13 protein-coding genes and 1 tRNA gene are annotated in these 13,854 nt (G+C 67.2%); 5 read left to right on the top strand and 9 right to left on the bottom strand.

From position 1 onward, the window contains the following. Positions 1-31: 31 nt before the first annotated feature. Together CKW34_RS00340 and CKW34_RS00335 are read left to right on the top strand one after the other, a co-directional pair. The gene (locus CKW34_RS00340) at positions 32-1,291 is read left to right on the top strand and encodes a glycosyltransferase 87 family protein (protein ID WP_059382004.1); all 1,260 of its coding nucleotides are present in this window, start codon (positions 32-34) and stop codon (positions 1,289-1,291) included. Between the two features lie 165 nt (positions 1,292-1,456). Beyond that, positions 1,457-3,118 (top strand): catalase, encoded by a 1,662-nt coding sequence (locus CKW34_RS00335; protein ID WP_059382003.1) that lies wholly within the window; start codon positions 1,457-1,459, stop codon positions 3,116-3,118. 74 nt (positions 3,119-3,192) lie between these two features. Here the strand turns inward: CKW34_RS00335 and CKW34_RS00330 are convergent, their stop codons facing one another. The 8 genes from CKW34_RS00330 to CKW34_RS00295 form a co-directional block, all read right to left on the bottom strand. Further along, on the bottom strand, positions 3,193-4,191 hold the full coding sequence (locus CKW34_RS00330; protein ID WP_059382002.1) for an MDR family oxidoreductase: 999 nt from the start codon (positions 4,189-4,191) through the stop codon (positions 3,193-3,195). Between the two features lie 46 nt (positions 4,192-4,237). Next, positions 4,238-6,520 carry a heavy metal translocating P-type ATPase gene (locus CKW34_RS00325; RefSeq protein ID WP_059382001.1) on the bottom strand — a complete coding sequence of 761 codons (2,283 nt, stop codon included), beginning with the start codon at positions 6,518-6,520 and terminating at the stop codon, positions 4,238-4,240. Between the two features lie 25 nt (positions 6,521-6,545). Continuing rightward, entirely contained in the window at positions 6,546-7,523 is a 978-nt protein-coding gene (locus CKW34_RS00320; protein ID WP_059382000.1) for a hypothetical protein, read from the bottom strand. Further along, positions 7,520-7,726: a heavy-metal-associated domain-containing protein gene (locus tag CKW34_RS00315; protein ID WP_016691112.1), complete on the bottom strand. Its 207-nt coding sequence runs from the start codon at positions 7,724-7,726 to the stop codon at positions 7,520-7,522. The genes CKW34_RS00320 and CKW34_RS00315 overlap by 4 nt, the downstream gene beginning before the upstream one ends. A 40-nt stretch (positions 7,727-7,766) precedes the next feature. Beyond that, positions 7,767-8,114, bottom strand: coding sequence for a metal-sensitive transcriptional regulator (locus tag CKW34_RS00310; RefSeq protein WP_059381999.1), 348 nt, complete (start codon positions 8,112-8,114; stop codon positions 7,767-7,769). A 249-nt stretch (positions 8,115-8,363) separates the two neighbouring features. Beyond that, positions 8,364-8,570 (bottom strand): hypothetical protein, encoded by a 207-nt coding sequence (locus tag CKW34_RS00305; RefSeq protein WP_006553307.1) that lies wholly within the window; start codon positions 8,568-8,570, stop codon positions 8,364-8,366. A 46-nt stretch (positions 8,571-8,616) separates the two neighbouring features. Then, on the bottom strand, positions 8,617-9,258 hold the full coding sequence (locus CKW34_RS00300) for a dihydrofolate reductase family protein (protein WP_059381998.1): 642 nt from the start codon (positions 9,256-9,258) through the stop codon (positions 8,617-8,619). An 81-nt stretch (positions 9,259-9,339) separates the two neighbouring features. Then, positions 9,340-10,596, bottom strand: a complete 1,257-nt coding sequence (locus tag CKW34_RS00295) for an MFS transporter (RefSeq protein WP_064059962.1) — start codon at positions 10,594-10,596, stop codon at positions 9,340-9,342. A 57-nt stretch (positions 10,597-10,653) separates the two neighbouring features. Between CKW34_RS00295 and CKW34_RS00290 the strand changes: the two genes are divergently transcribed. Together CKW34_RS00290 and CKW34_RS00285 are read left to right on the top strand one after the other, a co-directional pair. Next, positions 10,654-11,037, top strand: a complete 384-nt coding sequence (locus CKW34_RS00290) for a MerR family transcriptional regulator (RefSeq protein ID WP_059381996.1) — start codon at positions 10,654-10,656, stop codon at positions 11,035-11,037. Positions 11,038-11,599: 562 nt separating this feature from the next. Continuing rightward, complete coding sequence (locus CKW34_RS00285) at positions 11,600-12,145, top strand: pentapeptide repeat-containing protein (RefSeq protein WP_230840485.1); 546 nt, start codon at positions 11,600-11,602, stop codon at positions 12,143-12,145. A 105-nt stretch (positions 12,146-12,250) separates the two neighbouring features. Here CKW34_RS00285 and CKW34_RS00280 read toward each other — a convergent pair. After that, a tRNA-Leu gene (locus tag CKW34_RS00280) sits at positions 12,251-12,333 on the bottom strand. Positions 12,334-12,535: 202 nt separating this feature from the next. Here CKW34_RS00280 and CKW34_RS00275 point away from each other — a divergent pair. Beyond that, positions 12,536-13,849 carry a DUF3662 and FHA domain-containing protein gene (locus CKW34_RS00275; RefSeq protein WP_059381994.1) on the top strand — a complete coding sequence of 438 codons (1,314 nt, stop codon included), beginning with the start codon at positions 12,536-12,538 and terminating at the stop codon, positions 13,847-13,849. The last annotated feature ends 5 nt before the right edge of the window (positions 13,850-13,854 follow it).

The raw sequence follows: 13,854 nt of genomic DNA, 5'->3' as shown, positions 1-13,854 counted from the left end.
AACGATTATCGGAATTGACTAAAGTTGCCGGGTGCGACAATCACGGCAGAATCCGATCGGCTCGACGACGCCTCCGTTCCTCACCGGACAGCGCGGTACCGCCGTCGCGGTGATCGCGTCGCTCGTCTCCGTGGGTGTGCTCGTCGCGATCCTCGTCCGGAGCGAACTCATCGACTTCCTGGTCTACCGGATGGGCGCCCGGGTCCTGCTCGACGGCGACGACATCTACGGGCAGATGCCTCCGGTGACCGACGACTTCGCGTTGCCGTTCACCTACCCGCCGCTGTCGGCGATGCTCTTCGCTCCCCTGGCGCTGATCCCCGTGACGTTCGGCAAGATCGTCTTCACCCTCGTGTCGGTCGCTGCGCTCGTCGTCACCCTGCGGGTCGTGCTGAACCGGCTCCGCCCGGACTTCGAGGCGCGGACGGCGTGGATCCTCACGGCCGTCGCGGTCGCCGGAGCGCTGCTGCTCGAACCCGTGCGCGAGACGATCTCGTTCGGGCAGATCAACCTCGTCCTGATGGCGCTCGTCGCCCTCGACGTCCTGGTGAAGACCCCGAAGTGGCCGCGCGGAATGCTGATCGGACTGGCCGCCGCCGTCAAGCTCACTCCCATCGCGTTCCTGCTGCTGTTCCTGCTGCGACGCGACCGGCGGACCAGCGCCACCATCCTCGCGTCGACCTTCGGTTTCACCGCCCTGGCGTTCGCCGTGATGCCCGCGACCTCCGCGAAGTACTGGCTGGACACCCTGCCCGACACCGGCCGGATCGGCGCGGCGTACTTCGCCACCAACCAGTCCTTCAAGGCCGTGATCTCCCGCTTCGGACCGCCCGAACTCATGGGTTCCGTGCTGTGGCTGCTCGCCGTCGCGGTGATGCTGCTGGTCGCGGTGGTGGCCATCCGCCGTGCCCTCGAGCAGGGCGATCTCGTGCTCGCCCTGTTCGCGAACGCGACGGCCGTGCTGCTGGCGTCGCCGGTGTCGTGGTCGCACCACTGGGTGTGGGTCGCGCCGGCACTGCTCGCCCCCGCGCTCGGGGCGTGGTGCGCACCCGATGCGCAGAGACTCACGGCGATCGCCGCCGGACTCGCGCTCGTCTTCCTGATCGGCCCGCACCACCTGTTCCCCACGGGTGGCGATCTCGAACTCGGCTGGGCCGCATGGCAGCACCTGCTCGGCACGCTCTACGTCACAGCAGGATTCGGATTCCTGCTCTGGCTCGCCTTCGGTCGGCGGACCGATCCGGACTCCGCCTCGCCGGAACAACTGCCGAACGCGGAGACCGCGAGTTGATCGTGTAGACGGTGCGCCGGTTGTCGGGCATCCGGGTTGTTGTTCGCGAAAGGCCGACGGGAACCCGGAAAGAACGTAATAGTGAAAGGGATGTCGCCGCCGCACAGGACGGTCGACAACTCGATTACGAGAAAGCCCATCAACTGCATCCGAGGGGAGAACACCGTGACCGATGTTTCGTCGCAGGGCCCGGCCCGGAGAGACGACCGACGTGTGTTGACCAACCGCCAGGGCCATCCCGTATACGACAACCAGAATCAGCGGACGGTGGGCCCACGCGGACCCGCGACGCTGGAGAACTATCAGTTCCTCGAAAAGATCAGCCATTTCGATCGAGAACGCATTCCGGAAAGAGTGGTGCACGCGCGCGGTTTCGTCGCCTACGGATATTTCGAAGCCACCGGGAAATGGGGCGATGAACCCATCACGAACTACACGCGCGCGAAACTCTTCGCCGAGCCGAGGAAGCGGACCGACGTCGCCATCCGGCTCTCCACGGTCATCGGTGGACGCGACTCGTCGGAAACCGCTCGCGATCCGCGAGGTTTCGCGGTCAAGTTCTACACCGAGGACGGTAACTGGGATCTTGTCGGAAACAACCTCGCGGTCTTCTTCATTCGCGACGCGATCAAGTTCCCCGACGTCATCCATTCGCTGAAGCCCGACCCCGTCACTTTCCGGCAGGAACCCGCACGCATCTTCGACTTCATGTCGCAGACCCCCGAAGCAATGCACATGCTGGTGAATCTGTTCAGTCCCCGGGGCATTCCGGCCAACTACCGGACTCAGCAGGGCTTCGGGGTCAACACCTACAAGTGGGTCAACGCCGAGGGCGTGACACACCTCGTGAAATACCATTGGATTCCGAAGATCGGTGTCAAGAGCCTGACCGAGGACGACGCGGCGGCCATTCAGGCGCACGATCTCGGGCATGCCAGCAAGGACATGTACGAGGCCATCGAGCGCGGTGACCATCCCGAATGGGAACTGCGCGTACAGATGATGAGCGACGACGACCATCCGGAGTTGAACTTCGACCCCCTGGACGACACGAAGGTCTGGCCGGAGAACGAATTCCCCGCCATGCCGGTCGGCAGGATGGTGATCGACCGCAACGTCGAGAATCACTTCCTCGAGAACGAACAGATCTCCTTCGGCACCGGCGTCCTCGTCGACGGACTCGACTTCTCCGACGACAAGATGCTCGTGGGACGCACGTTCTCCTATTCCGACACGCAGCGTTACCGGGTGGGTCCCAACTACCTGCAACTTCCGGTCAACTCGGCGAAGAACGCCCACGTGGCCACCAATCAGCAGGGCGGACCGATGGCATACGGCGTCGACGATGTCGGCGACAACCCGCACGTGAACTACGAACCGTCCATCACCGGCGGTCTGCGCGAGGCCGAGTTCCCGACCCACGACGATCAGGGGCCGGAGATCCGGGGTCGTCTCACGCGCAAACGTATTCCGCGTACCAACGACTACGAGCAGGCCGGTCAGCGCTACCAGCTCATGGAGCAGTGGGAGAAGGACGACCTGGTGAAGAACCTCGTCGGCGGTATCGGACAGGCCGTCCGCGACGTGCAGGAGCGGATGGTGTGGCACTTCTTCATGTGCGACGACGAGCTCGGACAACGCGTCGGCGACGGACTCGGTATCAGTGCCAACGACGTACGGGATCTACCTCCGTTGCAGAGCCAGACCCTCGACGAGGACGAACTGCAACGCGCAGCGAATCTCGGCAAGAACGGTCCCCGTGATGTGACCGGATTGCAGATGACGCATTGCGTGCCCAACGAGCGCGAGGTCCACGCGTCCTCGTAGCGTCCGTCCGTCTCGGCCCGGTGGGCAGTCACTTGTCGAAGTGGCTGCCCACCGGTCGTTCTCCGGAACCGTTCTCAGGCGGTGACGTCGACGACCACCCGGCCGCGCACCTTGCCCGCCAGGATCTCCTCGGCGAGTCGCGGGACGTCCGAGAGCGGTTCGACCCGCGACAGCGAATCCAGGGCGCTCGCAGGCAGATCGCGGGCGAGACGATCCCACGCCGACCGGCGCAGCGGAGCCGGCGCCATCACCGAGTCGACGCCCAGCAAGGCGACGCCGCGCAGGATGTGCGGCATCACCGTGGCATCGGGCATCGACGGCGACTCCGTGAGACCGCACGCGGCGACGGCACCGCCGTAGCGAATCTGCGACAGCACGTTCACGAGCGTCGAACCGCCCACCGCGTCCACCGCGGCATCCCAGCGTTCCTTGCCCAGGGGCCGGCCCTTGCCCTGCAGTTCGGCGCGGTCGACGAACGACGACGCACCGAGTTCGCTCAGGAAGTCGTGGGTCTCGGGACGGCCGGTCGCGGCGACGACCGTGTGTCCCGCGGCAGCGGCGAGGGCGACGGCGATCGACCCGACGCCACCGGCCGCGCCGGTGACGAGCAGTTCCGCGTCCGATGCGATCCCGTACCGCTCGAGCGCGTCGAGGCACAGGGCGGACGTGTAGCCGGCGGTGCCGATGGCCATGGCGTCGCGGGTGGAGAAGGCGTCGGGGATGCGGACGAGCCATTCGGGCTTCACACGCTGGCGCCGGGTGTACCCGCCCGATTGCGTCTCGGACAGACCCCAGCCGTTGACGACGACGCGGTCGCCCGGCTTCCAGTCGGGGTTGCTGCTCTCGAGGACGGTCCCGGCGAGATCGGCTCCGGCGACCAGCGGGGTGCGTCGCGCCATCTTCTGCGGTCCCGCGATCACGAGACCGTCCTTGTAGTTCAGCGAGGAGTACTCGACCTCGACGAGGACGTCGTGGTCGGGAAGGTCGGTGTCGGTCAGTTCGCGGAACTGTGCCACCTGGTCGTCGTCGGTGTCGTCGACGACCAGGGCACGGAAGGAGGACGGCTGTGTCATGGATCCGATCCTGACAGGCCGTCCTCCTCGCTGCAGCCGAAAGCGGTCAGGCCGCGTGTGCGCGGAACCGTCGCAGTCGCAGGCTGTTGGAGACCACGAACACCGACGAGAACGCCATCGCCGCACCGGCGAGCATCGGGTTGAGCAGGCCCGCGGCCGCCAGCGGCAGAGCCGCGACGTTGTACGCGAACGCCCAGAACAGGTTGCCCTTGATCGTCGTCAGCGTGCGGCGCGACAACCGGATGGCGTCGACCGCGACCATCAGGTCGCCGCGGACCAACGTCAGGTCGCTCGCCTCGATCGCCACGTCGGTGCCCGTGCCCATCGCCAGACCCAGGTCGGCCCGGGCGAGCGCCGCGGCGTCGTTGACACCGTCGCCGACCATCGCGACCACCGCACCCTCGCGCTGGAGTCGCTCGACCACATCGACCTTGTCGGTGGGCAGCACGTCGGCGATCACGTCGGCCTCGTCGATGCCGACCTCGGCCGCCACGGTGTGCGCGACGGCGGCGTTGTCACCGGTGAGCAGGATCGGACGCAGACCGAGTTCCCGCAGTTCGGCGACGGCCTTCGTAGAGGTCGGCTTGACCGCGTCCGCCACGACCACGATGCCGCGCGCCTTACCGTCCCAGCCGACGGCGATGGCCGTGCCACCGGACTTCTGGGCCTGCTCGAACGCCTGCTGCAACTTCTCGGAGAGATGCTGTGACCAGTCGGCCAGCAACTTCGGGCGTCCCACCAGCACGGCGCGGCTCGTGTCGCCGTCGACGAGCACTCCCTGAACGCCGAGACCCTCGACGTTCGTGAAGTCCTCGACCTCGGGCAGACCGCCGAACCTGTCCGCCGCCGCATCGCTGACGGCACGTGCGATCGGGTGTTCCGACGCCGACTCGAGTGCCCCGGCGTACCGCAGCACGTCGTCGGCGTTCTCACCGTCGTCGGCGACGACCTCGCGCAGGGTCATCCGGCCGGTGGTGACCGTACCGGTCTTGTCGAGGACCACGGTGTCGACCGAACGGGTCGACTCGAGGACCTCGGGTCCCTTGATGAGGATGCCGAGCTGGGCGCCGCGACCGGTACCGACCATCAGCGCGGTCGGGGTGGCGAGGCCGAGGGCACAGGGGCAGGCGATGATCAGCACCGCGACCGCCGCGGTGAAGGCCGCCGCGGCTCCGTTGCCGGTGCCGAGCCAGAAACCGAGCGTGCCGGCGGCGATCAGCAGAACGATCGGCACGAAGATGCCGGAGATCCGGTCGGCCAGGCGCTGCACCTGGGCCTTGCCGTTCTGGGCGTCCTCCACCAGCTTCGCCATCTGCGCGAGCTGGGTGTCGGAGCCGACGCGGGTCGCGCGCACCACGAGTCGTCCACCCACGTCGACCGTGCCGCCCACGACACTGTCGCCCACACCGACCTCGACGGGAACGGACTCACCGGTCAGCATCGACGCGTCGACGGCCGACGTGCCCCGCTCGATCACACCGTCGGTGGCGATCTTCTCGCCCGGCCGTACGACGAACAGATCCCCGACCGCCAACTGCTCCACCGGCACCCGGGTTTCGGTGGTCCCGTCCGGTCCGAGGACCGCGACGTCCTTGGCCCCGAGTTCGAGCAGGGCACGCAGGGCGGCGCCTGCGCGTCGCTTCGACCGTTGCTCGAAGTAGCGTCCGGCGAGGATGAACGTCGTGACACCGGCCGCGGCCTCGAGATAGATGTTGCCGCTGCCGTCGCCCCGCTCGATGGTGAACTCGAACGGGTGGACCATCCCCGGTTCACCCGCCGTGCCCCAGAACAGGGCGTAGACCGACCACCCCAGGGCGGCAAGGGTTCCCAGCGACACGAGGGTGTCCATCGTGGACGTGCCGTGGCGCAGGTTGATCCACGCCGCCCGGTGGAACGGCCACGCACCCCACACCACAACCGGTGCGGCGAGGGTGAGCGAGAGCCACTGCCAGTTGGTGAACTGCAGGGCCGGGATCATCGCCATCGCGATCACCGGCACCGTCAGAATCGCCGAGACGACGAGCCGGTGACGAAGCGCCGCAACGGGATCGGCTTCTGGCACGTCATCGGTCCGGTCGGCCCCCTGCGCGGGCGGCGGCGGCAGTGCGGCGCCGTAGCCGGCCTGTTCGACGACCGTGACGAGTTGCTCGGGTGTCAGGTCGTCGGGGTAGGTGACCTTCGCCTTCTCGGTGGCATAGTTGACGGTCGCGGTGACGCCGTCGAGCTTGTTGAGCTTGCGCTCGATGCGATTGGCGCAGGATGCGCAGGTCATGCCGGTGATGGCGAGTTCGATCGATTCGGCGGCGACCGGCTGACTCTGCGTGGTCATGTGTGTCTCCTCGGGAAAAGGGCCGTCAGCGGCCGGAATGGCTGTGGTCACCGTGCGCGCCGGACCCCGACTGCACCTCGCCGGTGCCCCCAGCGGTGAGGGTGAACGCCGCGGTGCGAACCACTCCGTCGTGCTGGAAGTCGAGATAGAGGTGATAGGTGCCGGCACTCGGGACGGAGGTGTGGAAGACGACCTCGGGACCGGGTCGTGTGGTGCCGTCGCCGGGTGTCCCGTCCGGGTGGACGTGGAGATAGGCGAGGTCGCCGCCGCGCAGTGCCACCAGGTGTCCGTAGGCACCGAGATAGGGCTGCAGGTCGGTGATTGGCTGTCCGTCCTTGCTCACGGTGAGGGTGAGCATCGCGTCACCACCCGACGACAGGTCGCCGTCGAGGGTGACCTCGTAGCCGTCGACGGTCGCGGTGCGGTTATCGGCTTCCGTTGGGGCAGGGACGAATTCGCCCGCCACCGCGAGGTCGGTGCCCAGCGTGAGCGCCTCTCCCCCGGTGGGAGTGAAGTCGGTGAAGACCCGCCACGTGCCGGGCGTGAGGTCGACGTCGACGGACCAGATGCCGGTGTTCTCGTCGAGCACGGGATGGACGTGCTGGAAACCGGTGAAGTCGCGGCGCACGGCGATCAGGTGCAGCTCTTTGTCGTGGGTGACGTCGAAGTCGGTCACCGGCGCGCCGTCGGGACCGTGGATCGCGAATGTCAGGTTCCTGTCCTCACCCGACTCGAGATTCTTCTCGGCGAGCGCGAGGGTATAACCGTTCCGATACGTCATCAGACCTCCCGGGATGTCTTCCACAGCAGGTGTTTCCGCGGCAGGTGTTTCCGCGGCACTGCCGGTGGCGGTGTCTTCACCGTGACCGGCGTCGTGGGCGCTCACGGCCGGATCCTCGGTCTGCTCCTCCACCGGGCCGACGGTCGCGCCGACGAGCAGCGCGATACCGAAAACTGCGGCTACGGCGGCGACGAAGCCGGTGAGCTTGGCCGGGGTGTTCATGCGAGGCTGTAACCGGCCTCCTCGACGGCGGCCGCGACGGCGGCATCGTCGAGGGACTCGGCGCTCGTGACGGTGACGGCACCGGTGGCAAGATCGACCTCGACGTTCTCGACGCCCGGGATCTCCTGGACCTCCTCGGTGACCGACGCGACGCAGTGCTGGCAGGTCATGCCGGTGACGGTGTAGGTGCTGGTCTGGCTCATGGGAACTCCTCGGATACGGGTCGTGAACGGGTCGGGACGATCAGGAGCGGACGAGTCGCGCAATGGCGTCGCTGGCTTCCTTCAACTTGAGGTCGGCCTCGTCGCCGCCGGCGCGCACGGCACCGGCCACGCAGTGCGCCATGTGCTCGTCGAGCAGACCGAGCGCGACGGCCCCGAGGGCCTTCTTCATCGCCGCGATCTGCGTGAGGATGTCGATGCAGTACTTCTCTTCCTCGACCATCCGTTGCAGGCCACGGGCCTGCCCCTCGATACGACGCAGTCGCTTGAGGTAGTCGGCCTTGGTGTTGTTGGCGATGTAGCTGTGCTGATGTGCGTCGTCGTGTGCGACGGCATCGGTGTGCACGGTCTCGCTCGGGGTATTCGGCATCGGAGTCGTCCTTGTCGCGTCGGTCGTCCTGACCGATACCATACCCCCCTAGGGTATACGCGGCAACCAATGGAGTATGCCGTGCATCTGCGCAGGTAGAGGCCCATGACGTCACGACGGATACAGAAGTCGACCCCGCATTCCCGAGAATGCGGGGTCGATCCGAAGAGGGTTCCGCAGGCCTGCGAAGGACCTGCCCGAGCACCTCACGAGATGGCCGAGCGCCTCGTCATCGATAGGTCGCGGGACTCACGGCACGTGCATCATCTTCCCGGCGAGGGTGAACAGCCGGCGGGAGAGCCGGATGACGGGGATGCCCAGCGGGATCAGCAGGATCGTCACGCACAACACCGCGCCCAGGAGCATCACCACCGCAGCGACGATCCCCAGGACGGTGCCGAGCAGGGCGGTGAGAAGTCCGAGCACGACATCCAGTAGGCCACTCAGAGCACGCATGACGACCTCCTGACCCCACCCCCCATTATGCGCCGGTCGCGGGCGTTCACTTCCTCCAGAACAGGTGATGCACCACCCCACTCGCACTGGGCACGACCTCGAGGTGGAAACGGTCCCGTAGCTCGTCCGGGGATTCCCAGAGCTTCAGACCGGTGTCGTACCGCACCGGCGACACCACGACGTGCATCGTGTCGATCAGATCGGCGTCGAGGAACTCGCGGATGGTGGAGACGCCGCCTCCGAGGCGGACGTCCTTACCCTGTGCGGCGGCGCGGGCCTGTTCGAGCACCGCGGTCGGTTCGCCGTCCACGAAGTGGAAGGTGGTATCGGAGAGTGTGAAGGACGGACGTGCGTGGTGGGTCAGAACGAACACGGGGGTGTGGAACGGCGGCTCGTCACCCCACCAGCCCTGCCAATCGTGGTCCTGCCACGGGCCCCGCTGAGGACCGAACTTGTTGCGTCCCATGATCTCCGCGCCGATATTGCAGGAGAAGTCCCGGATGAAGTAGTCGTCGAGTCCCCGGCTCCCGCCGGGTTCGGTGCGCAGGTGCCAACTCGCCGTGGCGCCGGCCCACTCGAACATCGGACCCGGATCCAGGCCGAAAGGACTCTCGAAGCTCTGGTTCTGTCTCGCGCCGATACCGTCGCTCGACACCGAAAAGTTCTGTACTCGCAGCAACTGGGCCACCCTCTTCTCCTCACATCCCCATCGACCGGTACGAAGAGGAAGACCCCGTGGACCCCGCGAAGTCATCGGACGCCGCCCGGATCACGGAGACGGAACCGGTGCCGTCCGGGCGAGGATCACGAGAGCGACTCCACCGATCGCGCTGACGACCAGGGCCGCCGGAGCCAGACGGTCGACGCCGGAACCGACCACCATGCCCCCGAGAGCGGCACCGGCGGCCACACCGAGATTGAAGGTCGCGACCACCACCCCGCCGGCGGTCGTGCGGAACCGCGCGGATGCCAGCCGGAGGACCCGGACCTGCATCGCAGGCGGGAACACCCCGGAGACGAGTCCCCACAGCACGATCGCGATCACGAACAGCACCGGCACGGTCGGCGCGACGGCCACGATGACGAACGCGGTGAGCAGGACGAGGACCGCGGCGGGGACGGTTGCTCTCGGCCAGCGGTCCGACAGCCATCCGGAGACGGTCACACCGACAGCGCCGGCCGCTCCGAACACCGCCAGGACGATCGCAAGCGATCCGGATCCGAACCGGGCCGCATCGGTGACGATCATCGAGATGTAGGTGAACAACACGAAATGCCCCAGGAGCACGAGTGTTCCCGCCAGGGCCGTGCCTGTGGACGGAATCGCGCTGCGGTCCCATCCCGAGCCCGAGGTGCGCTCGCCCGGCCCGGAACTCCCACCGTCTCCGGTGGCCCTCCCGGGGTCGGTGAGGATCAGCGCGAGAGCGATCGCGGTGATCGCCAGGACCGCCGATGCGCCACCGAAGACGCCGCGCCAGCCCACGACGTCGACCAGTGCCGCCCCGATCGGAAGGCCCACCAGTCCCGCGACGGCCGGACCCGCGAGCACGATTGCCAAGGCTCTCCCGATCCGGTCGGGATGCACGATCTCGGAGACGTACACGACGATCACCGCCCAGAACACGCCGTGCGCGGCCGCGGACACGATCCGGCCCGCGAGAGCGATCTCGAAGGTCGGAGCGAGCGATGTCGCCAGTACCGCGGCGGCCACCACGGCGAGTGCGGCCGGGAGCAGCCGGGTGCGGCGGACGTTCCGCGTGACCCGGACCAGCGGCATGCTGCTCACGGCGATCGTGAGCGCCCACGCGGTGACCAGGCCTCCCACCACGGCAGGCTCGACGCCCAGGCCGCCTCCGATCTGCGGGAGGAGACCGGACGGGAGCATCTCCACGGTCACCGTCGCGAAGGTCGAGAAGGCCAGGGCGACGAGCGTCGCCCAGGGAAGTGGGTGATCCGTCGAAGACGCGTTCGGAACTGTCGTCGCCGGCGGAATTCTCGCCGGATCACGTGCGTCGGTATCGGTCATGGCACCATGCTGAACATTGACATCAGTGTCAAGGTCAAGCCCGAAACGGGGAGAGTCATGCGAATCGGCGAGCTGTCCCGGCGAACCGGCCTCAGCACCCGGATGCTGCGGTACTACGAACAGGAAGGTCTGATCCATCCGAGACGGGGTGCGAACGGTTACCGCGACTACACCGACGACGACGTGGCACGCGCGAAACTGATCCGCGACCTCGTCACCTCGGGCGTGCCCACACGTCTGGTCTCGATCGTCCTCGAGCAGCGCGTCGACCGGGAGGTCGTGTGGACGAGCAAGTGCGACAGAGACTTCGCCGCCCGTCTCGTCGACGAGATCGAGGATCTCGACGGCCGGATCGCGTGCCTGACACGTAGTCGTGAGGCCCTCGACGAGTTGCTGCGCCTCACCCTGACACAGGTGGGGTCGCGCGAGGCGAGCGCCTGAAGGCGAAGGTCTTCCCGAGGTGGTCTTCCCGAGGTCCGACGACAGCCGTCGGGCCCGCTGACACCGCGCGTGCCGACTGGTATTTTCGGGTCCAGTGATCAGCACCGTGTATCCGTGAGACAGATGTCCCGCGCTATCCGCGAACCGCGCCTGCAGGCGGCGGTGATTCGGTGTGCACCGAGAGGGAACCCGCGCCAGGGTTCCCCGATCCCGTCGTACATCGGAATCGACTCTCGGAGTTCACATGTTCACCCCATCGCTTCACTCGTCCCCGTCGCCGACCGTCCATCGATCCGACCTCCGGGGCGACTGCAGCCGGTGTTTCGCACTGTGTTGCACGGCTTTCGGATTCACCAGGTCTTCGGACTTCGCCGAGGACAAGCCCGCCGGGTCACCGTGTCGGCATCTCGACGGGCGCTTCTCGTGCACCATCCATGAGACGCTGCCGTCCCGCGGATTCCGCGGCTGCACCGTCTTCGACTGTTTCGGTGCGGGACAGGCGGTCTCCCAGCGGTTGTTCGCCGGCATGAGTTGGCGGGACCGACCCGACACTCGCGACCGGATGTTCTCGGCATTCGCCGTTGCGAAAGAGCTGCACGAGATGATGTGGCACCTGCTCGAGGCCCAGCAGCGCACCTACGATCCGGATATCGCGGACGCCGCGCGGGAGCTCGTCGAATCCCTTGCCACCCTGACCCGCCGGAGCGTGGACGAACTCGAGTCCCTCGGGATCGGGGAGATACGCGCATCCGTTCGACCGGTCCTGCTGGAGGTCAGCGCGGAGGTGCGGGCTTCGTACTTCGCGGACGACGCACCGATGCATCCCGATCTGGTCCCGGGAGCCGACCTCGCCGGCACCGATCTGCGCGGCCACCGGTTGTGCGGCGCCGACCTGAGGAACGCGCTGCTCATCGGTGCCGATCTCCGAGGATGCGACCTCGCGGGGGTGGATCTGCTCGGGGCGGACCTCCGCGGCGCGCGGGTGGAGGATGCCGATCTGTCCCTCGCGCTGTATGTCACCGGGCCGCAACTCGCCGCCGCGCACGGCAATCGACGCACCCGGGTGCCCGCGGGCGTGCCGGTACCGCGGAGTCGGCCGGGCGAGTAGCCGGGACCGGGGCCGGCCCAGGAAAACGGGAACGAAAAAGGACGAGGCCACGATCTCCGAAGAGTTCGTGGCCTCGTCCGTCACAGTTCGTGGAACTGCACCCTGTGGGCGAAGGGGGACTTGAACCCCCACGTCCCGAAGGACACTGGCACCTGAAGCCAGCGCGTCTGCCATTCCGCCACTCGCCCGAGCAACGCCGAAAACAGTAACACACACCGAAGCCAAACGACTATTCGCCTGGTCAGAGGGCTGCGAGCGCCACCGGCTCGCTCGCCGAGCACATCCGTCGGAGACGTGCCGAATACCGCAGGGTCGAATCCGGGGAAAAGTGGATACCATGCAGTGACGAGATCTGCATTGCGACACGCTGAGTACGGAAAGGGGGTCGCCATGGGTATCGCCCAGCGCTTCGAGCGCAAACTCCAGGCCGCGATCGGCGACGCTTTCGCCCGCGTGTTCGGCGGCGGCGTCGTGCCCCAGGAAGTCGAGGCGGCGCTGCAGCAGGAGGCAACGGACGGCGTCCAACAGCTCGATCGGGGCCACATACTCGCCCCCAATCACTACGTCATCACGATCAGCGAAACCGATCACGACGCCCTCGCAGCGGATCGGGACTTGACTGTGAAGGCATTCTCCCGTCACCTTGAGGACTTCATCCGAGAACAGGGATGGCAGACATACGGTGAGATCCAAGTCGTCTTCGAGTCGTCGTCGGCACTGCACACCGGGCAGTTCCGGACTCGCGGCTCGGTAGATCCCGATGCGGGGCGCTCAGCGACGCGTGCTCCGTCACCGCGGAACCCACAGAACCGCCCACCCGTGACCTCTGAACCAGGAGCTGGCCCAATGACGCAGAACCCCGGCTACGACCCCAGCCGTGACCCCGCCGAGGCGGAACCGCAGTACGCACGCAACGGTCACGCGCACGTCGGCCAGGAGCAGCGCTACAACCAGGGCTACGGCAACGCCGGCTACGACCAGGCTCAGGGCGGTTACGACCAGCAGGGTGGCTACGACCAGCAGGCCTACGGCCAGGCCTACAGCGAGCAGGACTACCAACAGGGCGGCTACGACCAGGGCGGTTACGACCAGCAGGCCTACGGTGCTCAGGGCGCCCAGCCGCAGGCGTACAGCCAGGACTACGGCCAGGACTACCCGCAGCAGGGCTACGACCAGCAGGCCTACGGCCAGCAGGGTTACGCCCAGCCCGGCTACGACCAGGGCTACCAGGACCAGGGTTACCAGCAGAGCGGCTACGACCAGCAGGCCTACGGTCAGCAGAGCTACGCACAGCCGGGTTACGACCAGCAGTACGGCGCGCAGCAGGGCGGCTACGACCAGAATTACGCCGCCGCGGCCCCCGGCTACGACCAGGGTTACCAGCAGGCCGGCTACCAGTCTCCGACTGCCGGTCGGGTGCTGACCGCGACGCTCCAGCTCGAGGACGGCAGCGGTCGCTACTACCAGCTCCGCGAGGGCAGCAACATCATCGGCCGCGGCCAGGACGCACAGTTCCGCCTGCCCGACACCGGCGTCTCGCGTCGCCACATCGACATCCGCTGGGACGGCCAGGTCGCGATGCTCTCCGATCTCGGGTCGACGAACGGCACGACGGTCAACGGCGCCTCGGTGCAGGATTGGCAGCTCGCCGATGGTGACGTGATTCGCGCCGGGCACTCCGAGATCCTCGTGCGCATCCTCTGATCAGC

It is taken from the genome of Rhodococcus rhodochrous (assembly GCF_900187265.1).
GTDB classification, from domain to species: domain Bacteria; phylum Actinomycetota; class Actinomycetes; order Mycobacteriales; family Mycobacteriaceae; genus Rhodococcus; species Rhodococcus rhodochrous.
The sequence above is the reverse complement of the archived record's forward strand: the minus strand, read 5'-3'. Positions and strand labels throughout refer to the sequence as shown.

Bases quoted from the DNA above. Each gene is read 5' to 3' on its own strand.
- CKW34_RS00285 (WP_230840485.1), top strand. From the start codon at position 11,600: ATGTTCTCGGCATTCGCCGTTGCGAAAGAGCTGCACGAGATGATGTGG.
- CKW34_RS00330 (WP_059382002.1), bottom strand. From the start codon at position 4,191: ATGACACAGCCGTCCTCCTTCCGTGCCCTGGTCGTCGACGACACCGAC.
- CKW34_RS00290 (WP_059381996.1), top strand. From the start codon at position 10,654: ATGCGAATCGGCGAGCTGTCCCGGCGAACCGGCCTCAGCACCCGGATG.
- CKW34_RS00315 (WP_016691112.1), bottom strand. From the start codon at position 7,726: ATGAGCCAGACCAGCACCTACACCGTCACCGGCATGACCTGCCAGCAC.
- CKW34_RS00295 (WP_064059962.1), bottom strand. From the start codon at position 10,596: ATGACCGATACCGACGCACGTGATCCGGCGAGAATTCCGCCGGCGACG.
- CKW34_RS00310 (WP_059381999.1), bottom strand. From the start codon at position 8,114: ATGCCGAATACCCCGAGCGAGACCGTGCACACCGATGCCGTCGCACAC.
- CKW34_RS00325 (WP_059382001.1), bottom strand. From the start codon at position 6,520: ATGACCACGCAGAGTCAGCCGGTCGCCGCCGAATCGATCGAACTCGCC.
- CKW34_RS00275 (WP_059381994.1), top strand. From the start codon at position 12,536: ATGGGTATCGCCCAGCGCTTCGAGCGCAAACTCCAGGCCGCGATCGGC.
- CKW34_RS00320 (WP_059382000.1), bottom strand. From the start codon at position 7,523: ATGAACACCCCGGCCAAGCTCACCGGCTTCGTCGCCGCCGTAGCCGCA.
- CKW34_RS00305 (WP_006553307.1), bottom strand. From the start codon at position 8,570: ATGCGTGCTCTGAGTGGCCTACTGGATGTCGTGCTCGGACTTCTCACC.